The sequence below is a fragment of the Streptomyces phaeofaciens genome (assembly GCF_014648915.1).
Lineage (GTDB): Bacteria > Actinomycetota > Actinomycetes > Streptomycetales > Streptomycetaceae > Streptomyces > Streptomyces phaeofaciens.
Genome location: NZ_BMSA01000001.1, coordinates 724,206 through 751,197, shown reverse-complemented (window position 1 = coordinate 751,197; position 26,992 = coordinate 724,206). Strand labels below are relative to the sequence as shown.

The window sequence follows — 26,992 nt, the reverse complement described above, 5'->3', positions numbered from 1 at the left end:
TCACAGCCGTCGCAGCCGTCCGGGGCGTCCCGGCCGGCACCCGCCGTGGGTCACCGGTGGGCGAGCGTCCCTCGGTGGCTCCGTACGACGTCCGCGTACACCTTCGCGCTCGGCTTCGGACGGCGCCGGAACGTCTCGCGGTCGACCTCGTGGAGCCCGAGCTGGGCGCCGTACCCGAAGATCCATTCGAAGTTGTCCATGAGCGTCCAGTGGCAGTAGCCGAGGACCGGGGTTCCCGCGCGGACCTCGGCCGCGAGCTCCTGGACCGCGGCGGGGACGAAGGCGGCGCGCTGCGCGTCGTCCGAGGTCTGGATGCCGTGCTCGGTCACGAGGACGGGCACCCCCGACACCTCGTGGGCGTAGCGCACGGCGCCGGCGAGGGAGCCGGGCGCGATCACCGTGCCCATGCCGTTCAGCTCACCGTCGACGGTCACCTCGCCGTCGGGGCCGTGCACGACGCGCTCGTAGTTCTGCACGCCGATGAAGTCGTCGTGGCGTGCCTCGCGCAGCCAGTGGTCGTACACGGCGGCCCGCTTGGCGTCCCGGCGTTCCTCGCCACCGGGTGTCGCCACCTCGTCGGCGATGGCGATGGAGACGCCGACGGGGAGATCGGCGCGGCGGGCCTTGATCGCGCCACGGGCGGCGCGGTGGGCGCGGGTGAACGCCGCCTGGAACTCGTCCTGCAGGTCGGCGGGGATGACGTTCGCACTGGCGTAGCTGTCGGTCCCGGCGGCGCGGGCGGCGGCCGCGAGCATCTGCGTCTTGACCGCCTCCGCCTCGGGCGGAAGCTTCGCGCCGGCCTGGAGCAGCTGTTCCAGGTTGGGTTCGTTGAGGGTGACGGCGTACGCGATGCGGTCGCCGAAGCGCGCCATGACACGGTCGCACTGCTCGGCGAACCATGCCGGGGCGTCGGCGGCGGTCCAGGAACCGGCCGCCGCGAACCAGTGCGGTGCGGTGAAGTGGCTGAACGTCACGAGGGGTGCGAGACCGCGCTCCAGGCAGCCGTCGACCTTGCGCTCGTAGTGGTCGAGGGCCTCGGTGGACACGACGCCGCGCTCGGGTTCGACGCGGGACCATTCGACGGAGAACCGGAAGGCGTTGAGTCCGAGTCCGGCGGCCAGGTCGAGGTCGGTGTCCCGCTGCTGATAGCCCCGGCAGGCCGGCCCGCTCGGCTCACGGAACAGCGAGGGCGTCGTGTGCTCCAGGAACCAGGTGTCGCTGGCGGTGTTGTCGCCCTCGTTCTGGTGCCCGGCGGTGGCGACACCCCACAGGAAGGTGTCACGGGGGAAGGCGTCGAGCAGGCCGGCGTGTGTCATGTGTGCTCCTTGCGCTGGTGCGTGTGCTCCCCGCACCGGTCCGGTGAGGGATGCGCCCCGAGGGGCCGGGCTCACGGGCGTCACCACGTGGCCGCGGGATTCGGGGTGCGGGCGGGGTACGGGGTGTAGAAGGAATGCCGGCCGGGTCCGATCTCCACGGGTTCGGTGCCCGGCAGCTCGACCAGCGCGGTGACGTGCGGCGGCACGAGGAGGTCGACGTGCAGCGTGCCGCCTTCGAGACGCCACCCGGTCTCGGCCCGGCCGTACGGCGTGTCGTGCTCGGCCCGCGCCCAGGTGAGGCCGCCTCCGGGGCGGGGCCGGACGAGCAGCCGTCGGTAGCCCGGCTCGGCGGGCGCCAGCCCGGCCACGGTGCGGTGGATCCAGTCGGCGACCGCTCCGAGCGCGTAGTGGTTGAAGGAGGTCATCTCGCCGGCGTTGACGCTGCCGTCGGGAAGCATGCTGTCCCAGCGCTCCCACACGGTGGTAGCGCCCATGTCGACCTGGTAGAGCCACGAGGGGCAGGATCGCCGGGTCAGCAGCCGGTAGGCGGTGTCCACGTGTCCGGTGTCGGTCAGCGCGTCGCACACCAGGGGGGTGCCGAGGAAGCCGGTACCGATGCGGTGGTCGCCTCCGGCCACGAGGTCCGCCAGCCGGCGTCCGGCCTCGGCGCGCTCGGCGTCGTCCTCCAGCAGCCGGAAGCACAGGGCGAGGGCGTAGGCGGTCTGGGTCTCCTCCGCGAGGCGTCCGCCGCCGGTGTGGAACCGGGCGCGGAAGGCGTCGCGGACCGCGTCGGCCAGCGCGTGGTAGCGGGCGGCGTCGTTCTGGTCGTCCAGGACCTCGGCGGTGCGGGCCAGCAGGCGCGTGGAGTGCGCGAAGTACGCGGTGGCGACCAGGGCGGACGACGTCATCGCGCGGCCGGGGTCGTCGGCCGGGGCGGTCGGGTCCAGCCAGTCGCCGAACTGGAAGCCCTCGCCCCAGATCCGGGCCGGACCGGCGAGAGCGTCGACGGCGTCGACCCAGGCGCGCATGGAGGGGTACTGGGCGCCCAGCACCTCGGCGTCGCCGTAGCGCTCGTACAGCACCCAGGGGACGACGACGGCCGCGTCGCACCAGCCGGCCATCGGCGGGTTGCCGGGCGGGAGGGGCACCGGGGTGATCACCGGGATGTCCGGGCTGAACACCGGGGGGACTCCCCGCTCGTCCTGTTCCTGGTCGGCGGCGAGATCGCGCAGCCAGGACCGCAGGAAGCCGCGGACGTCGTAGAGGAAGGCGGCGGTGGGGGCGAAGACCTGGACGTCGCCGGTCCAGCCGAGGCGTTCGTCGCGTTGCGGGCAGTCGGTGGGTACGTCGACGAAGTTGCCGCGCATCCCCCACACCACGTTGTCGTGCAGCCGGTTCAGGGAATCGTCCGAGCAGGAGAACCAGCCCGTGCGGCGCAGGTCGCTGTGCAGGACGACGGCGGTGACGTCGGCGGCGTCGAGGTCGCCGGGCCAGCCCTCGACGTCGGCGTAGCGGAAGCCGTGGAAGGTGAAGCGGGGTTCCCACTCCTCGCCCGCCGGGTCGCCGCGCAGGACGTAGCGGTCGGTGGCGGTGGCGTGCCGCAGCGGACGCGTGCACAGTTCGCCGTCCTGGAGGACCTCGGCGTGGCGGAGGGTGACCGTGCGTCCCGCCTCGCCGCGTACGCGGATGCGCAGCCGCCCGACGAGGTTCTGGCCGAAGTCGAGGATCGTACGGCCGCCGGGCGAGGTGGTCACGGCGACGGGTGCGAGGTGTTCGATCCGGCGGACCGGGGGGCTGTCGGCCGGGAAGAGGACCGCGGTGTCGAACTCCAGGATGTCGGCCGGCTGCCACGCCGAGTCGTCGAAGCCGGCGTCACTGAAGCCGGCGTGCTCCTGGCGGGCGTCGTGCTCCTCGCCCTCGTACAGGCCGGTGGCGAGGACGGGCCCGGGGCTCCAGCGCCAGTTGTCCCCGGTGGCGACGGTGTCGGTGGAGCCGTCGGCGTAGTCGATGCGCAGTTCGGCGAGGAGCCCCGTGCGCTCGCCGTAGATGTCCCTGGTGCCGCCGTTGAATCCGAGCAGGCCGCGGTACCAGCCGTCGGCCAGCCGGGCGCCCCAGGCGTTGCGGCCCTCGCGGACCAGGGCGGTGACGTCGAAGGACTGGTAGCGGTGGCGATGGCGGTAGCTCGTCCAACCGGGGGCCAGGACGTGGTCGCCCACCACGGTGCCGTTGAGTTCGAGTTCGTAGACGCCGAGGGCCGTGACCAGGAGCCGGGCCGAGCCGACGGCCGAGCGCGCGGTGAACTCGCCGCGCAGCAGGGCGGCGGGGCGGGCCCCGTCGGCGGGGGCGGCGGGGCGGGGACTGACGACACGTGCGGTCCAGTGGTGGTGCATGGCGGCCTTTCTCAGCACCGGAAGTGAGCAGGCTCGATCATGCGGTCAATACCTAGTGAAAACTAGGTGTTCGAGTGTGTGGCGTGCGACACATAGGTGATGGCCATCGGCGGCCGGACACGGGGCGGGTCGCGTCATTCAGTCATGCGCATGTCAATCCATAGGTGTGCGGGGATCACCCGGAAGCCCCTGGATCACCCGGCCCCTACAACCCCTGTCCATCAGCGGAAATGGCCCGCATCAGGCGGTCGAGGTGGCCGCGCATGACGGCGATGAGATCGAAGGACCGGCCCCCGGCGAGCCACTGCTGCCGCAATCCGACATCCATGGCGGCGCACTCACGGGCGATGCCCTCGTGGTCCAGGTCGGGCCGGAGTTCGCCGTTGCGGCCACCGGCCCGCAGCCGGTCGGCCAGTTCCCTGACGCCCTTCTCCTGCCACTCGGTGAAGTGGGCGTGGGCCGGATGGTCGGGCGCGACGGACTCGGCCGTGAGGACGACCGCCAGCTCGACCATGCCGGGCATGGCGAGCGTCTCGGCCGTGTCCTCCAGATGGCAGCGGAAGGCGTCCCGCACCGAGTCCGAGACCCGCTCCCAGCGGACGTCCATGCGCTCGTGCCAGTACTCGACCACCGCGAGCAGCAGCTGCTGCTTGTCGCGGAAGTGGTGCAGCAGCCCGGCATCGGTGATCTCGGCGTCGCGCGCGATGCGGGCGAGGGACGTCTTGCGATAGCCGTCCTGGCCGAAGCGCAGCAGAGCCGCCTCCAGGATCTGCGTCCGCCGCGCCCGGCCTGCCGTGTACTGGCCGCGCGGCCCCCTGGGTGTCGCCATGCCAGAACAGTACCGGTGAGGCGCCCGGCGGCGACCGGCCGCCGGTCGCCCACGGACACGCCGTGTGACATGGGTCACACCCTGGATACCTAGCGACCACTAAGTGTTCGAGTCATCATCAACGTCACGCCATGACGGGTTTCCGCGCCGTCACGTCCCCGTGAGCGACGTGTTACGCCGGTCCGCTCCCGCGTGCCACCCCCCGCGCTCCCCCTTCCCTCGGCACCTCCGTGAAAGGAGGGCTGGCATGACGCCGCTGTCATCAAGCCCCTCAGTCGACCTCGCAGCCCGGGCCCCTCGGGACGGGCGGTGGACCCCCCGCCTCGTCCTGCTGCTGATCGCGCTCGCCTGGCCGACCCAGTTGCTGGCCGCGGGTGGCATCCTCGGCGCCAACGCCACAGCGGGCGTCGCGCAGGCCTTCCACACCACACAGGTGGTGTGGTTCGGGCTCACCCTGACCCTGGTCTCCACCCTGCTCACCCCCTTCGTGATCAAGCTGGGCGACCTGTACGGCAAGAAGCGCGTCATGCTCGCCATGACGGCCCTCGGCGCCCTCGGCGAGACCCTGGCGGCCCTGGCCGGCAGCTTCTGGCTCGTCCTGGCGGGCCGGGCCGTCGCCGGGTTCTACGGGCCGTTCGGCGCCCTGTCGTTCGCCGCGGTACGGGACGTCTTCCCGGCCAAGCTGGTCAAGCCGGCCAGCGGCATCATGGGCAGCAGCGTCGGCCTGGTGGCCCTCGTCTCCCCGTTCCTGGCCGGCTGGCTGGTCGACAACTGGGGCTACCGCGGTGCCCTGTGGTTCCTCGCCGCCGCCACCGCCGTCGCCTTCGCACTCATCGCGCTGCTGGTCCCGGAGACACCGCGGCACGCCTTCGACAGCGGCTTCGACTGGCTCGGCGGCCTGGTCCTCGGCGGTGGCCTGACCTCCGTGGTCTACGCCGTGGGCCAGGGACAGAGCTGGGGCTGGTCGGACCCGCGCACGCTCGGCTGGCTGGCCGCGGGAGCCGTCGCGCTCGTCGCCTTCCTGTTCGTGGAGCGCTCCAGCGCCCATCCGATCCTGAACCTTGGAGTCCTGCGCCGCCGCCCGGTGGCCCTCGCGCTCACCGCGGGCGGCCTCGCCCAGACGGTCGCGTTCACGATGCCGGGCCTCGCCATCCTGCTCGCCCTCTACCCCCACATCCCCGGCGTGTCGGACGGCCTCGGCTGGACGGCGCACCACAACGCCGTCGTCAGCGTGAGCTGGAACCTGGTGATGTTCGGCGTCGGCCTGCTCGTCAGCCGCTATCTGCGGCACTTCGACGCCCGCCGGATCTGGTGCGCCGGGCTGGCCGTGATGGCCGTCGGCTACGCCCTCGTCGGCTTCCACCACAGCAGCGAACTCGAACTCGTCCTCACCTCCTGCGTCGCCAACATCGGGGCCGGCGTCGTCGTCGCGGGAGCACCGGCTCTCGTGGTCGGCGTGGTCTCGCGCGAGGAGCAGGGCCTGGGCAGCGGCATGCTCAACATGCTCATCAGCCTGTTCGGTGCCCTCCTCACCGCGGGGGCCTACGCCGTCCTCGCCTCGGACAGCACGCTCGTCCAGGGCACCGCCTTCTACCTCGACACCGGCTACTCCTGGATCTTCTGGCTCGGTGCCCTGGTCACACTGGTCGCCCTGCTGCTCTCCCTGTTCATCCCGCCCCTGCACGACCCGGCCGACGAGGAGCCCGGGGCCGCCCCGCAGCTCGCCTGACCGACCGACCGCCGGGGCCGCCGGACGGACGGGCCCGGCCGCGACCGTGGGGCGGCCCCGGGCCCGACTGGGGGGCGGCCCCGGGCCCGGCTGGGGGCGCCCCGGACTCGACCGGGGATCGCCCCCGACTCGGCCGAAAAGCGCGAACCGTCGGACGGGACGCGGTCGTTGTCACCCTGAAGGCTGTGCCGAAGGCTTCGCTGAAGGCTGCGCCGAAGGCTTCTCCGTGAAGCTCGACGATCGAAGGAGTGACGACGGTGACGCGATACGAGGACTCGGTCGAATCGATGGAGCAACTCGCCACGGTCTGGCGGTCCATGGTGCTCGACCGGGACGCGGGTGCCGATGTACGGGACCTGCCCGGGATCGCCGTGCGCTGGGCCGACTGCCGGTTCGCGTTCTGGAACTGCGTCACGCTGACCGACCTGGGAGCGGACCCCGCGCTGCTGGAGCGGCGGCTGACCGAAGCGGCGGACCTCATGCGCGCGAAGACGTTCCCGGGCTTCCTGTGGGTCTTCGAGGACCTCCTCGACGCCGACGCGCGCACCGGTCTCACGGCGGCGGCCGAGCGAGCGGGTCTCGTCCACGCCTTCCCCGGCACCGGCATGGCCGGGGACCTGCTCCCCCTTCCCGAACCGGCCCACCCCGACCTCACGTTCGTACGCGTGCGCACCGACGAGCACCTTCACGCCTACGCCGACCTCAACTCGCGCGCCTACGGCTTCCCCCTTGAACACGGCCGCGACGGACTCGCCGGATCCACCCTGTGGAAGGAGGATGTGCACGCCTACCTGGGCCTGCGGGACGGTGTCCCCGTCACCTGCGCCGCGACGATCGAGGCCGAGGGCCGCCTGTTCGTCGTACTCGTCGCCACGGACCCGCGATGGGAACGCAGGGGCTACGGCGAAGCCGTGACACGAATGGCGCTGTACGAGGGTGGCCGGGCCACCGGGCTGACACGCGCCACCCTGCACGCGACCGTCGCGGGCGCACCCGTCTACCCGCGGATCGGTTTCGCACCGAACTCGCCCCTGCACTTCTTCGGCCTGCGGTAGTCCGCCGCGACGCCCGGCCCGCCCCGCTCGGGCCGGGCCGGGCCGGCGTGCCACCGGATGAGGTGAGGAGGCATCAGAGCAGGGTCCGCCAGTACGTCCAGAACCGTGTCCCGATCAGCAGCAGGATGCACAGGTACCAGGTGACCGGCACCACCCAGTGGAACTCCCGCACCCCCGCGACCACCCCGCGTGAAGCCCGGACGACGCCGTGCCGCAGGTTGTGCACGGTGGTGTACCAGAACATGGCGACGGTCGCCGCCCAGGCCAGGCAGCACCACAGGCACAGCGCGCCGATCTCGTACAGCGCCTGGGTCATCAGCCACATGCAGAAGCCCGCGCCGAACAGCGTCCCCAGGTTCAGTCCGAGCCAGAACCAGCGGCGGAAGCGTGCTCCGGCGAGCAGCGCGAAGCCGGTGAACGTCACGACCGGGTAGGTGGCCAGGCCGAGCAGCGGGTTGGGGAAGCCGAACACGGACGCCTGATGACTGCGCATCACGTTCGAGCACGACAGCACCGGGCTGAGGTTGCACGACGGGGCGAAGTCCGGGTTCTGCAGGAGCGCGAACTTGTCGACCGTGATGACGAAGGAGGCCAGGACGCACAAGGCCCCGGTCACGATCAGCAGCCAGGCCAGGGCGCGGGAGCCGCCGGTCGCACCCGCCGACGGGATCTGCCGTGCCGGTTCGTGCTCCCGGGGCCCGGTGGCCGGCCGGCGCAGGTGGGCGACGGGGGCGGTCATCTCGCTGCCGCTCGTGCCGGTCATCGGACGGCGCCCGTCTCGCTGTCGCTCCGGCCGGGCTCCGTACCCGGGGAGACCGGACGGTCGAGGACGGCGGGCGGCCGGCCCTCGGGGAGCGCGGTGCTCGGGCCGGTGCGGGTGCGTGCGGTGTGCGGTCCCGTGCGGGTGCGATCAGTGGATGGGCCGGTGCCGGTGGGCTCAGTGCGTGCGCCCGTGCGGGTGGGCTCAGTGCGTGCGCCCGTGCGGGTGGGCTCAGTGCGTGCGCCCGTGCGGGTGCGATCAGTGGCTGGGCCGGTGCAGGTGCGATCAGTGCGTGGGCCCGTCCGGGTGCGCTCAGTGCCTCGGCCCGTGCGGGTGGCGCCCCGTGGCCAGAGCACCTCGACGGGGACGCCGCGGGAGCGTGCGTAGGCCACGAGGTGCGCGGTGGCGTCCCGGCCGTCGGAGGGCGATCCGTCCCATACGGCGACCATGCGCCGGCACCCCGCGACGATCTCCTCGTCCGCGCCGACGCACGCGTCGCGGTCGCCCGGGTCGTACGCCAGCAGACGCACCCACCGGGCGAGCAGCAGCAACTCGCCGATGGGGCCACGATCCCGTTCCGGCAGCAACGCCGGCACCATCCCCGACGTGGGAATCACCACGACCAGATCCCGCCCCGCCCGGTGCGCGGCCCGCCCGAACGCCACCGCGACACCGCCCCCGGCACGCACCACACCCGGCTCACCGTCGGGCTCACGCTCCAGCACGGCCGCCAGCCCGGCCTCCACCAGCCGCGAGGTCTCCGAGGTCACGTCGGCGTGGCCCACCACCGCGATCATCCGCCACTCCATCCCGCCGTACGGCGCTCTTCCGTTCGTCCGCGTCCTGACACACGGCCGGGATCAGTGAAGTCAGCGCCACGGGCACCCGACTAGAGCCGAACGGCCCTGAAACGGCACGGGGAACGGCCCCCGCGACGCCGGGCGGCCCGACCGCGGGCGACCGGCACATGGCCCCCGAGTGAGCGTCCGGTCGCCTGCGTACGACATCTGGTGAATCACGCCCCCGTGACCGGGATCTCACCCTAGGATCACCGACCGACGCCCATAGAGCCGCAAAGGGACCGCTGGGGGACGAGAGGTGCCTTCCGTGGCTGATGGGGAGCAACCGGTGCCCCGCGGCCGCTCATGGCCGCACGGCGGCACCGGGTGGGGACACAGGGGGAGCGACATGGTCCTGAACGAGAGGGCGTCGGGTCACCGCGCCACCACCCGGACTCCGGGGGTGTGCTGATGGCGCGGCTGGGAATCGATCTGGGCACCTGGTCGGTGGCGACACTGCTGGCCGACGGTGCGGGACGACGCCTGGTGCCGGACCCGGTCTCGGGGCAGTTCTGGTCCCGGGCGGCGGTGGCCCTGGCACCGGACGGCGACTGGCTGCTCGGCCGGAGCGCCGAGGAACTTCGCGCCACTCATCCCGACCGCTACCGGGACGACCTGAAACGGCTGCTGGACTCCGACCGGCCCGTCTACCTCGGCGGCGCGCCCCATCAGCCGTCCCGCCTGCTCGCGCTGCTCGTCGAGCGGGCTCTGCGGCAGGCGCGGACACTCACCGCGGAGCCCATCGAAGCACTCGCGCTCGGCATACCGGTGACGTTCGAGGCCGGGCGGCAGCAGGCGGTGCGGGAGGCGGTGGGCCTGGCCGGGTTCAGCGGGCCGGTGGAGCTGGTCCCCGAACCGGTGGCGGCGGCCCGCGGAGCCCTCGGGGAGAACGCCGAGCCCGGGACATGGCTGGTGTTCGACCTGGGCGGCGGCACCCTGGACCTGGCCCTGGTGCGCATCGAACCGGACGGCGGCCAGGTGGTCCTGGACACGGCGGGCGACCCCGCGCTCGGCGGATTCGCCGTCGACGACGCCGTCGTCGAACACCTGGCACAGACGTACGGAATCGCCGGTCCGGACGAGGCGGACCCGGCGGATCTCTCCGATCTGGTGGCCGCGGCACGGTCGCTCAAGCACCAGCTCAGCGACGCGGCGACCGCCTACGCACGCAATCCCCTCGGAGGGCGACCGCGCCAGTTCACCCTCACCCTGGAGCAGTTGCGCGAGCTGGTGGCACCCGTGGTGGACGCCGCATGCCTGACGTGCGAGGCGCTGCTGGCGGCGAACGGGCTGTGGTGGGCCGACCTCACCGGAATCGTCCCCACGGGGGGCGCCTCACGCAGCCCCGCCGTCCTCGACCGGCTCAGGGCCCGAGGCACCCTCGCCCTCAGCGGCCAGCCACCGGAACTGGTCACGGCACACGGTCTGCTGCCCCCGGACCCGGAACCGGAACCCGTCGCGCCGCCGGTCGCGGAGACCCCCACCGGGCCGCTGTCGGCGTGGGCGGGAGTCCGCGGAACGCCGATCACCGCCTCCACGGCCTGGGACCTGGAACCGGTCGCGACGCTCACGGGCCACACCGACGAGGTCACGGGGATCGCCTTCTCCCCCGACGGCCGTCTGATCGCCACCGCCGGCGACGACGAGACCGTCCGGGTCTGGGACGGCGACACCGGAACGCTGCTGCACATCCTGGCCGGGCACAACGACTCGGTGACCACGGTCGGCTTCGCCCCGGACGGACGGACCCTGGCCTCGGGCAGCTACAAGAAGAAGGTCCGGATCTGGGACGCGGTGGACGGCACACAGCGCTTCGTGCTGTCCGGCCACGACGACTCGGTCAACACGGTGGCCTTCTCCTCCGGCGGCCTGCTGGCCACGGGCAGCGACGACGAGACCGTCAACCTCTGGGACGGGGCGACCGGCCGCCATCTGATGTGCCTCGACTCGATGGACCACGCGGTCAGCGGCGTCGCGTTCGCCCCGTACGGAGACCTGCTCGTGATCGGGGCCGGCTCCGGTGTCCACCTCGTCGACGCCTCGACGGGCGAGGTGCTGTCCTACGGCGACGACGACCACATCGACGTACGCGCGGTGGCCTTCTCGCCCGGCGGACGCACCTACGCCTCCGCGGACAAGGACGGCGAGGTCCGGATCTGGGACGCCTACGGGCACCGGGAACTGCACTCGCTCGCACACAAGAAGTGCATCGACTCGCTCGCCTACTCCGCGTCGAGCGACCTGCTGGCGACCGGCTCCTCGGACGGCGCCAAGGTCAGGCTGTGGCGTACCTCCGACGGGAGCCTCGTCAAGAAGCTCGACCACTACGGCGACTGGGTCAACGCTCTGGCCTTCTCCCCCGACGGAGCCGTGCTTGCCACCGGTACCGACGACAACTCCGTGGAGATCTGGAGGGTCGGCTGATGTCCCGTCCCGGAACCGCCCCAACCCCCACCCCCACCGAGTCCGCCACCTCCACGTCCACCTCACCCGCGCCCGTCCCCGGGGAGCCACGATGACCCCTGCACCCCCTTCCTCCGACTTCGCCGGCCTCGTCGAAGCCGTCCTCGCCCTGCTGGACCGCGCGGCCGCCGTGCCCGAGCTGACGGCGGACGGCGAGGGCTGGGAGCAGGTCGCCCGCACGGGTGAGCGGCTGCGCGGTCGTGCCTTCCTGATCGCGGTGTGCGGCGAGTTCAGCAGCGGCAAGTCGACACTGCTGGGCGCGCTGCTCGGCCGTCCCGAGCTGTTCCCGGCCGATGTCGGGGCGACCACATCCGTGCCGACGGTCGTCGGCTGGGCCGAACGAGAACAGGTGCGGGTGATCACGCGCGAGCAGCCCGAGGGGGTGCTCGTGGGAGCGGCCGACCTCACCCGCCATGTGACCGAGGCCGGGAACCCCGGCAACGCCCGGCAGGTGGTGGAGGTACGGATCGGCCTGCCGGTCCCCCTGCTGCGCGACGGCGTCCACTTCGTCGACCTGCCCGGGATCGGATCCACGAACGCCGCGCACGCCCTGGTCACCAACGCCTACCTCGAACGCATCGACGCGGCCCTGTTCGTGAGCGCCGCGCAGACGGTCGGCGAGTCGGAGCTGGCGTTCCTGCGGCGGGTGACCGAGCGGGTCGGGGACGCGCTGGTGATCGCCCGCAGCAAGGCGGATTTGGTGGCCCAGTACGGCGAGGAGGGCGTCGCGCGGGCCGTCGCCGACGTCCGGGCGAAGGCCGCCGAGGCGCTGCGGACGGCCCCCGGCGATCTGGTGGTCGTGCCGGTGTCGGCCCTCACGTCCCTCATGGCGCTCGGCGACCCCGAAGAGGAGGAGGCCTCGGGGATCCCGTCCCTGGCCGAGAGCATCGACACCGCGATCGCCGCCCGTGCCGGGTCCCTGCTGGCCGCCGCGACGCTCACCGGACTGGACGCCGCCCTGGGGTCGGCCCAGGAGCGGCTGGGGCTGCGCCTGAAGGCGCTGACCGACGGCAACTCACCCGAGATCATGGCCGTCCGCGAAGAACTGGACGACCGTCGGCGCCACCTCGACGAGGTCACCGCCTCGGAGGCCGGCTGGACGGCACGGATGCGCGGGGAACTGGAACGGATCTGCACGGACGAGACCATGCGACTCGACAGCGGACTGCACGGCGTCAAGTCCCGTGCCCAGGCGGCGCTGGACGGCGCCGGGCACGGTCTCGACGCCAACGCCTTCACCTCCACGGTCGTCAACCAGGTGCACGATCACTACACGACGGCCGCCCGCCGTCTGGAACAGCGGGCCAACGAGGCGCTGGAGGCCACCGCCGTCGCCCTCGACCTGGACCTGGGCCGCCTCCAGGTGGACGACTCCTTCCACGGCACGCGGGCGGCCTCGTTCCACGAGCCCGTCGTCCCCCGCCGGGCGAAGAGCGATGCCGGCCGCGCCCTGGAGGCAGGCAGCCGTGCGGCACGCAAGGGCGGGTTCTGGAAGGCACTGGGTGCCGGACTGGCGGTGGGTGCCACGCTGCTGTTCCCGCCCGCCGCGTTCGCCGCGGCCCCGCTGCTCGGGGCGGTCGCGGCCGCGGCGGCGGGCACGGCGGCCGGCGGGCTGGCGGACGCGGCCTTCGGCTTCCGGGGCGAGCTGGAGGAGATGGAGCGGGCCGACCTGGAGACCCGCAGGTCCCGGCTGCGCAAACATGTCATCGAGGCGCTGGCCCCCAACCAGGAGGAAGCGCGGGCCCGGCTGCGGTCGGTCGTACCGACGCTCCAGAACGGTGCGCTGGCGGCCCTGCGGAGCGCGCTGGCCCGGGAGAAGAACGACGTCGGCGCCCGCGTCGCCCAGTTGAGCCGGGATCTGCAGCGCACCCGTGCCGAGGCGGACGCCGAGGCGGTGCGGCTGAGGCCGGCGCTCACCGCGCTGAAGGCTCTCGCCGAGGACACCGCCGCGCTGCGGGCCCGGGTGGCGCAGCAGCGGGGGCGCCTGCGCGGCTGGGGCGAGGGCGCGGGTGGCGAGCGGGACGGCCGGGAGAGCACGGCTTCATGACCGACCCTCAGTCCCAAGGGCCTCCTCTGTCCCTTCAGCCCCTTCAGCAGCAGGCCCGTGCGCTCTTCGAGGACGTGGTCCGGCTCACGTCGTCCCGGCCGGGCTGTCACCCCGTGGCGCGTGACGCCGCGGCCTGGGTGGCCACGTTCGGCGAACCGATGCGGGTGGCGGTCGCCGGGGAGATCAAGTGCGGCAAGTCGACGCTGGTCAACGGCCTGGTCGGGGCCGAGGTCGCGCTGAGCGTGTCCGACGACGCCCAGGACCGGGCCATGGAGGAGGCCGGGAACCGGGCCATGGCCACCGGCCAGCTGGAGACCACGTACGTGCTGACCGAGCTCGTCCACGGCAGCCCGCCCGGGCTCGTCGTCCACCACCGCGACGGCACCACCCGGTCCGCCCCGCTCGACGCCCTGCACGAGCTGACCGTGCGCCGCGACCCCGCCGACGCCACTCTCAAGGAGATCGACCGGGTGGTCGCCGTCCTCCACGCGCCGCTGCTCGCGGACTTCCGGCTGATCGACACCCCCGGCTTCAACTCGGTGTACGGCCATGACGCGGCCGCGTCGCTGAACCTGCTCACCAGCACCGAGTGCGACCGTGCCGACGCGATCGTGTACACCATCGGCAACGAGGGGCTGACCGGCATCGGCCAGGAGATCGCCCAGCGGTTCGTCGGCGGCCGCGGCACCACCCTCACCCCCATGAAGGCCATCGGGGTGATGCCGCGGATCAACGAGATCTGGCCGTCCCTCGTGCAGGAGCGCTTCCGCGATCCGGAGACGGACACGGACCCGTTCGCCCGCGCCCGCAGCGAGATCGACACGCTGCTGACCACCGGGGGCGGCCGCGGGCTGTTCCACACCGTCGTCCCGGTCGCCGGGCTGATGGCCGAGGGGGCCGCGCTCGCGCCCGACGACGACCTCGTGGCGCTGAGCGCGTTCACGGCCGTGGACGACGCGGTGCTCACCCGTTCCCTGGTGATGGCCATGGGGCCCAGGCGCTTCGCCGTCCACCCCGGCCTGCCGCTGGATCCGGCCGTACGGCAGCGGCTGCTCGCCACGTTCAGCCCGTACGGGGTGTGGGCGGGGGTGCGGGCCGCCCGGGACCGGCCCTCGGTGCCCGAGCTGCGCCGGATCCTCGACGAACGTTCCGGTGTCGCCGGTCTGCGGGACCTGGTCCGCAACCACTTCGGAGCGCGGGCAGGCGCCGTGCGCGTCCACGACGCCCTCCAGCACCTGTTGCGGCTGAACCGCAACCACCGCATGCGGATGCCCGAGAGCCACGCCGACCGGCAGGTCCTCGTGGACGTCGGCGAACGGCTGGACGCCTTCCAGCGCGGGCACGCCATCGAGCTCCGGCTCATCGACGTCCTCGGCCTGTACTACCGCGGCGAGTGGAGACCGCGCCCCGCACAGACCAGGGATCTGCTGCACCTCACCGGAGAGCGCGGTCCCGCACTCGCCGACCGTCTGGGTCTGCCGTCCGACGCGTCCCCCGCGGAACTGCGTACGGCGGCCGTGGCGCTGTCGGCGCGGTGGGCCGCCGCCTCCGCCGGATCCGGGCTCGCCGCCGGAAACGCGATCGCGACCCTGCAACGCGCCTGCGACGAGATCCTCCACACCCTCGACGGCGGCACCGCCGCTCCCTGAACCGCGGCCCCGTGAACGGCCTGGCAGAACCATGATCGCTTCCGCCATCGTTCACGGACCGTCCCCCTGTCCGAGGACTCTCGTTCGGCCGGCACCGGGAGCGTCGTGCCGCCCTGTCGTGACAACCCCAGGACGGACATCGTGACCGCATCGACCGGCCGCCGTCGGCGCCGTGAACTTGCCCTCTCCCTCGTCGCCGGATCGGCGCTGGCCGTCGGTGCCGTCACCGCCGCCCCCGCCCACGCGGCCCCCGCCGACGACATCCGCATCAACGAGGTGGTGACCACCGGCGACGTCGACGACTCCATCGAGCTGTACAACAAGGGCGCCGCCACCATCGACGTCTCGGGCTGGATCCTCAAGGACGACAAGGACGACTCGACGTACAAGATCCCTTCCGGGGCCACGATGGCGCCCGGAGCGTTCCGCGCCTTCGACGTGCACGGCGCGTTCGGCCTGGGGTCCGGCGACAAAGCGCGCCTGTACCTGGCCGACGGCAAGACCCTCGTCGACAGCTTCACCTGGAGCAAGCACTCCGACCCCTCCTGGTCGCGCTGCCCCGACGGCACCGGCTCGTTCAAGGCGGCTGCCCTGACCCTCGGCGCCCCCAACAACTGCGGAAGCGGAAGCGGGGGCACCACGACGCCGGTGGCGTGGCCGGGCGGCAGCTCCGTCACGACCGCCGACGCCTCCAACGTCTTCGGTGAGGACCTCAGCGGCCTCTACCAGGAGGGCAGCGTGATGTGGGGCGCCCAGAACAGCGGCAAGCTGTGGCGTCTGGTCCGGGACGGCTCCGGCGGCTGGACACCGGACAGCGGCAACGGCTGGGCCTCCGGCAGGACGCTGCGCTTCCCGGGCGGCTCCGGCACCCCCGACGGCGAGGGCGTCACCCTCACCGGCGCCGGCTCCGCGGGCGGGGTGTTCGTCGGCAGCGAGCGCAACGGCGACGCCTCCGGCACCAGCCGGCTGTCCGTCCTGAAGTACGACGTGAGCGGCACGGGGTCCACGCTGACCGCCGCCAAGGAGTGGAACCTCACCTCCGACCTGCCGGCCGTGGGCTCCAACCTCGGTGTCGAGGCCATCACCTGGATTCCCGACACGTACCTGACCGGCGCCGCCTTCAAGGACGCCTCGACGAACGCGGTCTACGACCCGGCCCGCTACGGCGCCCACAGCGGCGGAGTGTTCTTCGTGGGCGTCGAGGGCACCGGCATGGTCTACGGCTACGTCCTCCAGGACTCGGGCGCCTTCACCCGTGTCGCCTCCCTCGGCAGCGGCATGAGCGGCGTCATGGAACTCCAGTGGGAGCCGCAGGCCTCTCGTCTGTGGGCCGTCTGCGACGACACGTGCGACGGACAGCACCGCACCCTCCAGGTCGGCACCGCCGGCGCCTTCGTCACCACCGCCGTCCACAACCGGCCCGCCGGCATGCCCGACTACAACAACGAGGGATTCTCCCTGGCCGGTGCCGACGAATGCGTCGCCGGCTCCAAGCCCGTCTACTGGTCCGACGACAGCAACGACGGCGGCCACGCGCTGCGCAGGGGAACCCTCAGCTGCTGAGACCCGTCCGGTCCGGGCACAGAAAGCCACCGGCACCCCACCTGGTGCCCGGACCCGACGGCGTGGCAGGCGGCTCGTCCGCTCCCGTGACACGATGCGCTCCACATGACGGTGCAAGGCGGTTCGGCTTGCGTGAGCCGGGCCGTGCCGCGCGCGTGTGCCCTGCTCTCCGACGACGGGAGTGCGGCGATGACGGAAGCGGGGCCGACCAGCCCTCCGAGGCCCTGGTCCAGGGGGATCCGGTTCGGCGCCCTGTTCGGGGCGTTCTCCTCGGTGGTCTCCGTCATGGCCATCGGCAGGGCATGGGCCGCGTGCGACGTCGGGGTCAACGCAGCGGCGAACTCCATGACGTTGCTCTTCCTCGCCCCTGTCATCTGGGTCGCCGCGGCCGTTCCCTGGGTCGTCCTGTACGGCACTCTCGGCAGGCACCACCGGGGCTCGGCGGTGGCGGCGGGGCTCGTCGTCACCGTGTGCTTCACCTGGTTCGTGGTGACCTGGCTCGGCATGCCGGACTCCTACCCCGACCCCCTGTGCCGCGGCAATGTCCCGCCGTGGTGGCCGGGCTTCATCCCTGCCTGACCGCCCGGCGCGGGCGACGGGTCGTGGGATCGCCGGTCACGGCGAGAGCCGCTGCTCCTTCTCGCCCGCGAAGCGTGCCCGCCACAGGTCGCGGAGGAGGGCGATCTCGGCCATGTGGTGGATGAACTCGAGGATGGATCCCCACAGCACGCTGATGAACGGTTCGTCGGCGTCGGAGCCGTACGGGTACTGCGAGAAGCCGACCGTGTCGAGCTGCTCGTCGGTCATGGCGGCGACGCTGTCCCGCCAGCGGTCCATCGACGTCCAGAACCGCTCGGTCGCCACGGCGGCGAAGGGGCTGAAGTCGACCAGCAGCTTCGGGTCCTGCCGTCGCTCGCCGAAGGCCCACTCCCATTGGCCCGCGAAGCAGAAGTGCAGGTGCCCCAGCCGCCACGCGAGGGTGGTGAACGGGGCGTCGTCGGGCGGCAGTGGGCCGGTGTGGGCGAGGATCTGTTCGACGCGCTCGACGCTCACGCTCCAGTCATCGGCGATCTTGGCGACGGTCATCCCGCCGGCGGCCTGCCGGGCGACCTCGTCGTACTCGTTCGCCGGGATCTCCGGGGCGCCTTGGTCGAGCAGCCACGCGCCCGGCCCGAACGCCCTGGGCGTCGTCTCCTCGCCCCGGCGCCGGATCGACCAGCAGCCGGGCACGGGCTCCCACAGATACTCCTCGTCGCCGAGGCCTGCCAGCCGGACCTGGGCCATCTCTCTGGCGCGGTCGAACTGGTCGATCAGCAGGCCCAGACGGTCGGTCCGCACGTTCGGGATCTCCATGCCGGCTCTCCTCGACGGTCGCGTGTCGCACGCCTGTTTCGCGGCCGGAGCCTAACGGCTCGCACCATGACGGGCGAACGATTTTGCGGGCAACAGGGTCCTCACACCCCGTCAGGGGGCATACGCCGTCCCGAACTCGGCCTGCCCGGCGCCGACATCGTCACCGTCTCCTGGCGGCGGTGTCCTCACTCGCCGCGGTCGGCCCGGTCGTCACCTTCGGCCGGGCGGGCCACGCGGCCGCCGATCCTGGCCGAAGCCGCCCGGTCGAAGGTGGCGACGGCGGACATGGTCAACGGCCCTCCCCCGTCGGCCCGTTGCTCCGCCGGCGCGGGCACGCCGAGCCGGCCGGCGTGCCTCGGCCCGCAGTCACTCCGCCAGCAGAGCCGACAGCTGCGGGGAGTACGTGGCGTGGAGGACGAGTGCCGCGCTGCCCACCACCGCCGCGTCCGTGCCGAGCGGGGACGCCTCGACCCCGACGACCCGGATGTGGCGGGACAGGGGGCGGCTCGCCAGGGCGGCGGCGACGACGTCGACGTAGCGCGACTCGACGCCCTGGATGCCGTGGCCGCCCAGGACGATCAGGTCCACGTCGATGAAGTTCGCGATGTTGACCGCGACCGAGGCGACGTGCTCCGCGGCCTCGTCGACGACCGCCGCCGCGACCGGATCGCCGGCCGCCGCGGCCACCCGGATGGCGGCATGATCGACCGTGTCGGGATCCTGGGCGAAGGCCCGCGCCAGCACGCTGTCGGCGGGCGGTCCCGCGGCCAGCCTACGGTGCACCTCGGCGACGATCGCCGTGGGGTTGACGAGCCGCTCCAGGCAGCCCCGGTTGCCGCAGTAGCACTCCGGGCCGTCCGGCAGCACCGAGGAGTGCCCGAACTCGCCCGCGTTGAGTGAACCGCCCCGGTACACCTGGTTGTTGAGGATGAGGCCACCACCGATGCCGGTGCCGAAGAAGAAGTAGGCGAAGTCCGCCACGCCCCTGCCCGCGCCCGACCAGCGCTCGCCGACCGCGGCGGCGGTGGCGTCGTTGTCGAGGGTCACCGGCAGGCCGGTCGCCTCGCTCAGCATGAGCTGCACCGGTACGCGCGTCCAGTGGGCGAGCTGGGGCGCGCCGACGATCGTGCCCTGCTTGAGGTCGACGGGACCGGGCGTGGCGAGGCCCAGCCCGAGGATCTTGTCACGGGCGACACCCGTCTCGGCCAGCACGTCGGCGACCAGTTCGGCCATGGACTTCACGACCTCGGCCGGGTCGGTGCCGGGGTGCGTGGGGCGTCGCTTGACGACCAGCGGCCGGCCGAGCAGGTCGACAACGGTGCAGCTGAGCTCCACGGGATCGTAGTGCAGGCCGACCGCGCTGCCGGCCTCGGCGTTGAGTCGCAGGGTGGTGCGGGGCTTCCCGCCGCTGAAGCCCCTGCTCGCGCCGTCCTCCCGCACGATGCCCTCGTCGAGCAGGCGGCGGACGATGCCCGAGACGCTCTGCGGGGTGAGGCCGGTGTGCTGGGCGATCTCGACCCGGCTGATGCCGTCGGCCAGCTGGATCTGGTCCAGGACAACAGCCCGGTTGTATCGCCCGACCTTGGGAAGGTTCGTTCCTGCCTGCCGCACGCGCGGTCCTCTCTCGTCGCCCCCCGCCAACATATCCTTCACGGCCCATTGACTTAGTAAAACAAATGGATTTAGTGTCCGGACCCGCAGACGAAACACCCCGGACACGAAGGCACGGGGCAGTGCCATCGGAGGCAAGTTGATGTCCATGCAATGCCGCAGGCCCGAGGGGTCGGGGGCGCCACGGCGCGTTCCCGGCGGTGGGGAGCCCCGCTCATGAGTCCCACCGCCACGACCCTGCTGGAGATGCGGTCGATCACCAAGACCTTCCCCGGCGTCACCGCGCTCGCCGAGGTCAACCTCGCCGTGCGGGAGGGCGAGATCCACGCGATCTGCGGCGAGAACGGCGCCGGCAAGTCCACCCTCATGAAGGTGCTGAGCGGCGTGCACCCGCACGGCAGCTACACCGGCGACATCGTCTACCGGGGCGAGCAGGTCCGGTTCGGCGACATCCGGGCCAGCGAGCAGGCCGGCATCGTGATCATCCACCAGGAACTGGCCCTGGTGCCCGGCATGTCGATCACCGAGAACCTCTTCCTCGGCAACGAACCGCGCCGGCGCGGCGCCATCGACTGGAAGACGGCCCAGCGCCGCGCCGTCGAGCTGATGGAGGAGGTCGGGCTCCGTGAGGACCCGGACACCCTGATCAAGGACATCGGCGTCGGGAAGCAGCAACTCGTCGAGATCGCCAAGGCGTTCGCGAAGGACGTCAAGCTGCTGATCCTCGACGAGCCGACCGCGGCCCTCAACGAGGACGACTCCCAGCACCTGCTCGACCTGCTGCGCGGCTTCCGCGAGCGGGGCGTGACCTCGATCATCATCTCGCACAAGCTGAACGAGATCGAGGCGGTCGCCGACACCATCACGATCCTGCGCGACGGCCGCACCATCGAGAGCCTCGATGTGCGGGCCGACGGCGTCAACGAGGACCGCATCGTGCGGGGCATGGTCGGCCGTGAGCTCGACAGCCGCTTCCCCGACCACACGCCCGACATCGGCGAGGTCTTCTTCGAGGTCCGCGACTGGACGGTGCGGCATCCCAGTTCGGACGAGCGGCTGGTGTGCAAGGGGTCGGAGTTCCACGTCCGCCGCGGCGAGATCGTCGGCTTCGCGGGACTCATGGGCGCGGGCCGCACCGAACTCGCGATGAGCCTCTTCGGCCGCTCCTACGGCACCTGGTTGTCCGGACAGGTGTTCAAGGACGGCGAGGAGATCCAGCTCAAGACGGTGTCGGACGCCATCCGGCACGGACTCGCCTATGTCAGCGAGGACCGTAAGTCGATCGGTCTCAACCTCCTCGACGACATCAAGACGTCGATGGTGGCCGCCAAGCTGTCGAAGATCGCCCGGCGCCGCGTCATCGACCCGGTGCGCGAGCACCAGGTGGCCGAGGAGTACCGCCAGAGCCTGCGGATCAAGACCCCCGGCGTCGACGAGGGCGTCGTCAAGCTCTCCGGCGGCAACCAGCAGAAGGTCGTCCTGGCGAAGTGGATGTTCACCGACCCTGACCTGCTGATCCTCGACGAGCCGACGCGCGGCATCGACGTGGGCGCCAAGTTCGAGATCTACGGGATCATCCAGCGGCTCGTCGCCCAGGGCAAGGGAGTCATCGTCATCTCCTCCGAGCTGCCCGAACTGATCGGCCTGTGCGACCGCATCTACACGGTGTTCGAGGGCACCATCACCGGCGATGTGGCGCGCGCCGACGCCGAGCCGGAACTCCTGATGAAGCAGATGACCGCTACCAAGAAGAGCCCGACACCATGAGCCGTATAACTGATCTGCAGAAGAACCTCTTCGGGGGCACGGCCTCCAACGCCCGCCAGTTCGGCATGATCTCCACCCTGGTGGCGATCGTCCTGTTGTTCCAGATCTGGACCGACGGCCTGACGCTCACCTCCGGCAACCTCATCGCGGTCGTCAGCCAGTACTCGTACATCCTGATCCTGGCCATCGGCATGCTGATGGTGATCGTCGCCGGGCACATCGACCTGTCGGTCGGCTCCGTCGCCGCGTTCACCGGCATCGTCGTCGCCAAGGCGATGGAGGAGTACTCGCTCCCCTGGCCCCTCGGCATCGTGCTCGGCCTGCTCGTCGGCGTGCTGATCGGCGCCTGGCAGGGCTTCTGGGTCGCCTACATCGGTGTGCCGGCCTTCATCGTGACGCTCGCCGGGATGCTGCTGTTCCGCGGCGGCAACCAGTACATCGGCAACGCCGACACGGTTCCGGTGCCCGAGGGCTTCCGCAAGATCGGCGCGGGCTTCCTGCCCGAGGTGGGGCCCGACACCGGGTACAACAACCTGACGCTGCTGCTCGGTGCGGCCGCCTGCGCGGGCGTGGTGTGGCGCGAGTGGAAGGCGCGGCAGACCCGCCGTGAGATGAACGCCGACGTGGCGCCGCTGTGGGTCACCGGCATCCGCCTGGCCGTCATGCTCGGCGTCATCGTCTTCGCGACGCTCCGCTTCGCCGGCGGCCGGATCGGCACCAGCCTGCCGATCTCCGGCATCATCCTGATCGTGCTGGTCATCGCGTACTCGCACTACACCCGCAACACCATCGGCGGCCGGCACATCTATGCCGTCGGCGGCAACGCACGCGCCGCCGAACTGTCCGGTGTGAAGCTCAAGCGCGTCAACTTCCTCGTCATGATGAACATGTCGGTACTGGCCGCGCTGGCCGGCATGATCTTCGTGGCCCGGTCCTCGGCCTCCGGCCCGCAGGACGGGCTGAGCTGGGAGCTGGACGCCATCGCGGCCGTCTTCATCGGCGGCGCGGCGGTCTCCGGCGGCCTCGGCACCGTCAGCGGCTCGATCGTCGGCGGTCTGGTCATGGCACTGCTCAACAACGGCCTCCAGCTGGAGGGCGTCGGCTCCGACATGGTCCAGATCATCAAGGGCCTGGTCCTCCTGCTCGCCGTCGCCTTCGACGTCTACAACAAGAGCCAGGGGCGCTTCTCGATCATCGGAACGCTGACACGTCCGTTCCGGCGGGACGACCCGGCGGAACCGGCCGCACCGCCGGCCCCGGCCTCCGACGCCGACAAGGCCAAGGTCGCGGGCTGACCACCGGGTCCGCTCACCGACCGACGGCCCCGCACTCCGGCCACCTCACTTCCTCCCTCCCCCCGACGACCGGGCACCCGGTCCCCTGACGACCGGGTGTCCGGTCTCCCCCGGCACCACCGGGCATCGGCTCACGGTCCGGCGGTCGCACCCGCACCGCCTTCGCCGCGCTCGACGGCGCAGCACGTTCCGGAAACCAGCACCACACGAAGGGTTCACCTCCACCATGCGCAGACTCGTCATCAGAAGCATCGCCGCCGTCGGCGCCGCCGCCCTGCTCACCCTGGGCACGGCCTGCTCCAACGAACGCGAAGGCTCCACCAGCAGCGACAGCGCCGACGGCAAGGGCTTCGCGAAGGACTCCCTGATCGGTGTCGCCCTGCCGGCCAAGACCTCCGAGAACTGGGTGCTCGCCGGTGACCTGTTCTCCGACGGTCTGAAGGACGCGGGCTTCAAGGCCGACGTCCAGTACGCGGGCGCCTCGACCACGGTCGCCGACCAGCAGGCGCAGATCTCCTCCATGGTGACCAAGGGCGCGAAGGTCATCGTCATCGGCGCGACCGACGCCTCGCAGCTCGCCACCCAGGTGTCGCAGGCCAAGGAGGCGGGCGCCACCGTCATCGCCTACGACCGCCTGATCACCAACACCAAGGACGTCGACTACTACATCGCGTTCGACAACTTCAAGGTCGGCCAGCTCCAGGGCCAGGCCCTCATCGACGGCATGAAGGCCAAGAAGGCCAAGGGCCCGTGGACGATCGAGCTGTTCTCCGGCTCGCCGGACGACAACAACTCGAAGGTGTTCTTCGACGGCGCGATGGAGGTGCTCAAGCCCCTCATCGACAAGGGCGACATCGTTGTCGGATCGGGGCAGACCGACATCAAGCAGACCGCGACCCAGGGCTGGAAGGCCGAGAACGCCCAGCAGCGCATGGACTCGCTGCTGACCTCCGCCTACGGCGGCAAGAAGACCCTCGACGGTGTGCTGTCCCCGAACGACACCCTCGCCCGCGCGATCCTCACCTCGGTGAAGGGCGCCGGCAAGGCGGTCCCGGTCGTCACCGGTCAGGACTCCGAGGTCGAGTCGGTCAAGTCGATCATGGCCGGCGAGCAGTACTCGACCATCAACAAGGACACCCGCAAGCTCGTCGCGGAGACCATCAACATGGTCAAGTCCGTCCAGAAGGGCGACAAGCCGACCATCAACGACACCAAGTCGTACGACAACGGCAAGAAGGTCGTCCCGTCCTACCTCCTCCCGCCCGTCATCGTGACGAAGGAGAACGCGGCCGAGGCCTACGCGAACGACCCCAAGCTGGCGCCGCTCACCAAGTAGCACCGGCCTCCGCCCTCGCCCGCCCCGAAGAACGCTCCGGGGCGGGCGAGGGCGTTCGCACGCCCGGGCAACGGACGGCACAAGGAGTGATCGGACGACTTCAGGGCCTCGGACAGACCGGTTCAGGGCCCCAGATAGAAGCGAACGGCCGTGCTTCCCGGTCCGGTGTGGATGCGCACCAGGTCGGCCACGGAATGGACCAGCATCAGCCCTCGGCCGCCCGGCCGGCCACCGGCGGGTGGGCGGCGGCCGGCCAAGGGGTCGCTCAGATACCCCCGGTCACGAACCTCGCAGACCACCTGGGAGTCCTCGGACCAGATGCGCAGGGTGCCGGAACCGCCGCCGTGCAGCACGCTGTTGGTGGTCAGCTCCGCCACCGCCAGGGCGAAGTCCCCCAGACGGCCGTCGGAAAGCCCCAGCCGCGCGGCCCGGGCGACCGCTCGATGCCGGACGTCGGACAGTTCCCGCGCACCGAAGCGAGTGCGCTCGGCCGACGCGGGCGGCGACGGCAGAGGCCGGTTGTACGCCGCCACGATCTTCTCGGGCGCGTAGGAGGGGCTCGGACGCCCGCCGCCGCCGGAGAGGATCACCGGATGTGTGGCGTACGCGTCGGTGAGCACCCGCTCGTCGAGCCGGTCGGCGTCGTACGGACAGAGGATCGTCACGTCGCGCCCCTCGAAGGCGGGGTTGATCAGCGCCTCGTGCTGTACGCAGGCCGGGTACTCCAGGCTGCTGCGGCCGGGCCAGATCGGCTCTCCGATGATGCGTACGGGTGTGCCGCGGTGCCGGTCCGTGAAGGCACGCAGAACGTTCGGGATGATCCGGCCCGGATTGCGGCCCGCCACGGTCATGTCGACGAAGTGCACGGCCGATGCGTCCGCGCCGAGAGCGTCCTTGAGGACGTCCAGTGCGGGGCCGGGAACCGCGACGGCCACGGGCTCACCGCCCTCCAGCCCTTCCCGGACGAACGGGACGGTGCCGTCCAGATACTCCTGCTCGCCGCGGTAGAACAGGGCAGGATGCGCGAACGCCTCGGCGCCGGCAGGTGACGTCATCGCGTCACCACGTCGGCGGACGGTCGCGCAGCGGCGACACCTGCAAGGAACCCGCCGACGGGGCCGCACACGACGTCGACGAGCCCCTCGCCCGTTCCTCTCGCCCCTCGCACCCCGTCATCTCGCCAGGCTACCCGGCGACTTCGCCCCCGCGCCGCTCTCACAGGTGACCCACAGCACCGTCACCGCCCAGCCATTCCCTGACGGTGCGGGCATCGTCCAGAAGTCGGCCGGCCCGTATGCCTTCATCACGCGAGGTCGCTTTCGGCAGAGCGGTGAAGTCATCGGGCAGAACGTCCAACAGACTCCGCACCCGCTCTCCGGTACGGAGCGAGATCAGTAGCTCGCACCGCAACTGCCGGGGAACATCGGGGCGATGGGACAGGTTGTGCCACAAGACCGGCCACACGTGGTGCGTTCCTTCGGGCGCCGCATTCGTCCGCAACCATGCCGGGTCCAGCCGCTGACGGAGACCGAGCCGGCAGGCTCGCTCCTCCACCTCCAGCAGGGAAGCCGTGTCCAGGACCTTCAGCTCACGCGGCACCGGCTGATCCGAGTTCATGGCCCCATGCTTTCGACGATCGTGACAGATCCGTCCCGCTCGACCCGGCCCCGTCGAATTACCCCCGGGCGCCGGGGAAAAGCACGAGGGGCCGGGCACCTGCGGCGGAATTTCAGTCGTGGGGCGGAGAACAATGCGCCTGCCTTCCGTACTATCGCTACATCACGCCTGTGCGACAGTAACTACTGCCGCTCACGCGACACCAGGCAGGAAAGCTCAGGCAATTAGATTTCGCATACGCTGCGGGCCCTGTGCCCGGCGGCTGCGGGACCCGGGAAAGGGTGTGGGCACCATGTCCGAAACAACCGTCAAAACCTCCGAGTTGACCTCCCAGTACAGCTCACAGGTGGCGAACGACCTCGAGCGCAACCTCAAGGAGCAGCAACGCCTCACCGACGAAATCGAAGCACTGCAAGAGCAGTTGACCGCCCTCGGGAACGACCACGCGGTCCTGGTGAACATCCGGCAGGCTCTCGGTGTCACGGCAGCGGACGCCGTCGAACCCGCTGCCGAGCCCGTCGCCGAACCCGTCGCCGCGCCCGCGGCCGAGCCCGTCGCGGCGGTGCCCGCGCCGCGCAAGAAGGCGGCCACCACCGCCAAGTCCGCCAAGCAGACGAAGGCCAGGAAGACGACGGCCACGCCCGCGAAGCGGACGGCCGGGAAGAGCGCCGCCAAGGCCTCGGCCGCACCGGCGGCCCAGCGCACACTCGTCGAACTCGTTCGCGAACACCTGGTGGGTCAGAGCGAGCCCCGCTCCGCCGCCGAGATCACCGCCACGCTGGAGCAGCAACACCCCGAGCGCGCGGTCAAGACGACCGTGGTCCGTACGACCCTCGAAGGCCTCGTGGCCAAGAACCAGGCCCAGCGCACCAAGCAGGGCACCTCCGTCTTCTACACCACCACCGACGCCACCGGACCGGCCGCGGACGGCGAGCAGGCCCCGCAGCCTTCCGCCTGACGTCACGGGCCACCACCCCGGAGAGCCGCGATCGAGTGTCGTGCCGCGCCGGCTGCCCACCATGCCCGCTCATCCCGTCCCGTACCGCCCCGGCGATCCCCCGGCGGCTGCGGGTCGCGGCACAGGAACGAGGCGGGCAGCCCGGGGGAGGCGGCGGGGTCCGCGCTGCTCCGGACCCATGAGGCACACCTGCCCGTCACCGTTCCGCCCGAGTCCGGCCACGGGGGCGTATCGCCGCCGGTCGGTGCGGCCCGGACCGAAGGTCGGCAGGATCGGGCCCGCGGTGACGACGAGCTCACCGCGCGACATGGGCATGGGCATGTCCTTCGGCGCCAAGCCGGCCTCGTCGGCCATCATGGGTACTCGTCCGACATGCGCCGTACGCCGCCACGCCCCGGCCCCTGGATGCCACGAA

The 26,992-nt window shown here is 71.6% G+C and carries 19 protein-coding genes and 1 pseudogene; 11 read left to right on the top strand and 9 right to left on the bottom strand.

Annotation, left to right across the window (positions count from 1 at the left end):
* Positions 1-50: 50 nt before the first annotated feature.
* From IE275_RS03070 to IE275_RS03060, 3 genes are all read right to left on the bottom strand, one after another.
* Positions 51-1,316, bottom strand: a complete 1,266-nt coding sequence (locus IE275_RS03070) for a family 1 glycosylhydrolase (RefSeq protein ID WP_189707141.1) — start codon at positions 1,314-1,316, stop codon at positions 51-53.
* Positions 1,317-1,396: 80 nt separating this feature from the next.
* The gene (locus IE275_RS03065; RefSeq protein WP_189707139.1) at positions 1,397-3,706 is read right to left on the bottom strand and encodes a family 78 glycoside hydrolase catalytic domain; all 2,310 of its coding nucleotides are present in this window, start codon (positions 3,704-3,706) and stop codon (positions 1,397-1,399) included.
* A 205-nt stretch (positions 3,707-3,911) separates the two neighbouring features.
* The gene (locus tag IE275_RS03060; RefSeq protein WP_189707137.1) at positions 3,912-4,535 is read right to left on the bottom strand and encodes a TetR/AcrR family transcriptional regulator; all 624 of its coding nucleotides are present in this window, start codon (positions 4,533-4,535) and stop codon (positions 3,912-3,914) included.
* Between the two features lie 247 nt (positions 4,536-4,782).
* Here IE275_RS03060 and IE275_RS03055 point away from each other — a divergent pair, with 247 nt between their 5' ends.
* Together IE275_RS03055 and IE275_RS03050 are read left to right on the top strand one after the other, a co-directional pair.
* Entirely contained in the window at positions 4,783-6,264 is a 1,482-nt protein-coding gene (locus IE275_RS03055; protein ID WP_189707135.1) for an MFS transporter, read from the top strand.
* Between the two features lie 287 nt (positions 6,265-6,551).
* Entirely contained in the window at positions 6,552-7,319 is a 768-nt protein-coding gene (locus IE275_RS03050) for a GNAT family N-acetyltransferase (protein ID WP_189707391.1), read from the top strand.
* A gap of 73 nt (positions 7,320-7,392) precedes the next feature.
* Here the strand turns inward: IE275_RS03050 and IE275_RS03045 are convergent, their stop codons facing one another.
* Together IE275_RS03045 and IE275_RS03040 are read right to left on the bottom strand one after the other, a co-directional pair.
* Positions 7,393-8,082, bottom strand: a complete 690-nt coding sequence (locus IE275_RS03045; RefSeq protein WP_229870057.1) for a vitamin K epoxide reductase family protein — start codon at positions 8,080-8,082, stop codon at positions 7,393-7,395.
* 326 nt (positions 8,083-8,408) lie between these two features.
* Positions 8,409-8,876, bottom strand: a pseudogene (locus IE275_RS03040) (hypothetical protein); the annotation flags it as partial.
* Between the two features lie 453 nt (positions 8,877-9,329).
* On the opposite strand from IE275_RS03040, the gene IE275_RS03035 reads away from it, so the two are divergent.
* The 5 genes from IE275_RS03035 (at position 9,330) to IE275_RS03015 (ending at position 17,219) form a co-directional block, all read left to right on the top strand.
* Positions 9,330-11,342 carry a WD40 domain-containing protein gene (locus tag IE275_RS03035; protein ID WP_189707133.1) on the top strand — a complete coding sequence of 671 codons (2,013 nt, stop codon included), beginning with the start codon at positions 9,330-9,332 and terminating at the stop codon, positions 11,340-11,342.
* Positions 11,343-11,433: 91 nt separating this feature from the next.
* Complete coding sequence (locus IE275_RS03030; RefSeq protein WP_189707131.1) at positions 11,434-13,428, top strand: dynamin family protein; 1,995 nt, start codon at positions 11,434-11,436, stop codon at positions 13,426-13,428.
* Entirely contained in the window at positions 13,425-15,077 is a 1,653-nt protein-coding gene (locus tag IE275_RS03025; RefSeq protein WP_189707129.1) for a GTPase family protein, read from the top strand. Before IE275_RS03030 ends, IE275_RS03025 begins: the two co-directional genes overlap by 4 nt.
* A gap of 141 nt (positions 15,078-15,218) precedes the next feature.
* Complete coding sequence (locus tag IE275_RS03020) at positions 15,219-16,640, top strand: lamin tail domain-containing protein (RefSeq protein ID WP_189707127.1); 1,422 nt, start codon at positions 15,219-15,221, stop codon at positions 16,638-16,640.
* A gap of 189 nt (positions 16,641-16,829) precedes the next feature.
* Positions 16,830-17,219 carry a hypothetical protein gene (locus IE275_RS03015; RefSeq protein WP_189707125.1) on the top strand — a complete coding sequence of 130 codons (390 nt, stop codon included), beginning with the start codon at positions 16,830-16,832 and terminating at the stop codon, positions 17,217-17,219.
* Between the two features lie 36 nt (positions 17,220-17,255).
* On the opposite strand, the gene IE275_RS03010 is transcribed toward IE275_RS03015, so the two are convergent.
* Together IE275_RS03010 and IE275_RS03005 are read right to left on the bottom strand one after the other, a co-directional pair.
* Entirely contained in the window at positions 17,256-17,993 is a 738-nt protein-coding gene (locus IE275_RS03010) for a DinB family protein (protein WP_189707123.1), read from the bottom strand.
* A 366-nt stretch (positions 17,994-18,359) separates the two neighbouring features.
* Positions 18,360-19,604, bottom strand: coding sequence for an ROK family transcriptional regulator (locus IE275_RS03005; protein WP_189707121.1), 1,245 nt, complete (start codon positions 19,602-19,604; stop codon positions 18,360-18,362).
* 216 nt (positions 19,605-19,820) lie between these two features.
* Here IE275_RS03005 and mmsA point away from each other — a divergent pair, with 216 nt between their 5' ends.
* From mmsA to IE275_RS02990, 3 genes are all read left to right on the top strand, one after another.
* On the top strand, positions 19,821-21,371 hold the full coding sequence (gene mmsA / locus IE275_RS03000) for a multiple monosaccharide ABC transporter ATP-binding protein (RefSeq protein WP_189707119.1): 1,551 nt from the start codon (positions 19,821-19,823) through the stop codon (positions 21,369-21,371).
* Positions 21,368-22,666 (top strand): multiple monosaccharide ABC transporter permease, encoded by a 1,299-nt coding sequence (gene mmsB / locus IE275_RS02995; RefSeq protein WP_189707117.1) that lies wholly within the window; start codon positions 21,368-21,370, stop codon positions 22,664-22,666. The genes mmsA and mmsB overlap by 4 nt, the downstream gene beginning before the upstream one ends.
* A 226-nt stretch (positions 22,667-22,892) precedes the next feature.
* Positions 22,893-24,002, top strand: a complete 1,110-nt coding sequence (locus IE275_RS02990; RefSeq protein WP_189707115.1) for a substrate-binding domain-containing protein — start codon at positions 22,893-22,895, stop codon at positions 24,000-24,002.
* 122 nt (positions 24,003-24,124) lie between these two features.
* On the opposite strand, the gene IE275_RS02985 is transcribed toward IE275_RS02990, so the two are convergent.
* On the bottom strand, positions 24,125-25,057 hold the full coding sequence (locus IE275_RS02985; RefSeq protein WP_189707113.1) for an anti-sigma factor RsbA family regulatory protein: 933 nt from the start codon (positions 25,055-25,057) through the stop codon (positions 24,125-24,127).
* Positions 25,058-25,217: 160 nt separating this feature from the next.
* Complete coding sequence (locus tag IE275_RS02980; protein ID WP_189707111.1) at positions 25,218-25,619, bottom strand: hypothetical protein; 402 nt, start codon at positions 25,617-25,619, stop codon at positions 25,218-25,220.
* A gap of 292 nt (positions 25,620-25,911) precedes the next feature.
* On the opposite strand from IE275_RS02980, the gene IE275_RS02975 reads away from it, so the two are divergent.
* Positions 25,912-26,577, top strand: a complete 666-nt coding sequence (locus IE275_RS02975) for a hypothetical protein (protein ID WP_189707109.1) — start codon at positions 25,912-25,914, stop codon at positions 26,575-26,577.
* The last annotated feature ends 415 nt before the right edge of the window (positions 26,578-26,992 follow it).

Bases quoted from the DNA above. Each gene is read 5' to 3' on its own strand.
- IE275_RS03070 (WP_189707141.1), bottom strand. From the start codon at position 1,316: ATGACACACGCCGGCCTGCTCGACGCCTTCCCCCGTGACACCTTCCTG.
- IE275_RS03065 (WP_189707139.1), bottom strand. From the start codon at position 3,706: ATGCACCACCACTGGACCGCACGTGTCGTCAGTCCCCGCCCCGCCGCC.
- IE275_RS03060 (WP_189707137.1), bottom strand. From the start codon at position 4,535: ATGGCGACACCCAGGGGGCCGCGCGGCCAGTACACGGCAGGCCGGGCG.
- IE275_RS03055 (WP_189707135.1), top strand. From the start codon at position 4,783: ATGACGCCGCTGTCATCAAGCCCCTCAGTCGACCTCGCAGCCCGGGCC.
- IE275_RS03050 (WP_189707391.1), top strand. From the start codon at position 6,552: ATGGAGCAACTCGCCACGGTCTGGCGGTCCATGGTGCTCGACCGGGAC.
- IE275_RS03045 (WP_229870057.1), bottom strand. From the start codon at position 8,082: ATGACCGGCACGAGCGGCAGCGAGATGACCGCCCCCGTCGCCCACCTG.
- IE275_RS03035 (WP_189707133.1), top strand. From the start codon at position 9,330: ATGGCGCGGCTGGGAATCGATCTGGGCACCTGGTCGGTGGCGACACTG.
- IE275_RS03030 (WP_189707131.1), top strand. From the start codon at position 11,434: ATGACCCCTGCACCCCCTTCCTCCGACTTCGCCGGCCTCGTCGAAGCC.
- IE275_RS03025 (WP_189707129.1), top strand. From the start codon at position 13,425: ATGACCGACCCTCAGTCCCAAGGGCCTCCTCTGTCCCTTCAGCCCCTT.
- IE275_RS03015 (WP_189707125.1), top strand. From the start codon at position 16,830: ATGACGGAAGCGGGGCCGACCAGCCCTCCGAGGCCCTGGTCCAGGGGG.
- IE275_RS03010 (WP_189707123.1), bottom strand. From the start codon at position 17,993: ATGGAGATCCCGAACGTGCGGACCGACCGTCTGGGCCTGCTGATCGAC.
- mmsA (WP_189707119.1), top strand. From the start codon at position 19,821: ATGAGTCCCACCGCCACGACCCTGCTGGAGATGCGGTCGATCACCAAG.
- mmsB (WP_189707117.1), top strand. From the start codon at position 21,368: ATGAGCCGTATAACTGATCTGCAGAAGAACCTCTTCGGGGGCACGGCC.
- IE275_RS02990 (WP_189707115.1), top strand. From the start codon at position 22,893: ATGCGCAGACTCGTCATCAGAAGCATCGCCGCCGTCGGCGCCGCCGCC.
- IE275_RS02985 (WP_189707113.1), bottom strand. From the start codon at position 25,057: ATGACGTCACCTGCCGGCGCCGAGGCGTTCGCGCATCCTGCCCTGTTC.
- IE275_RS02980 (WP_189707111.1), bottom strand. From the start codon at position 25,619: ATGAACTCGGATCAGCCGGTGCCGCGTGAGCTGAAGGTCCTGGACACG.
- IE275_RS02975 (WP_189707109.1), top strand. From the start codon at position 25,912: ATGTCCGAAACAACCGTCAAAACCTCCGAGTTGACCTCCCAGTACAGC.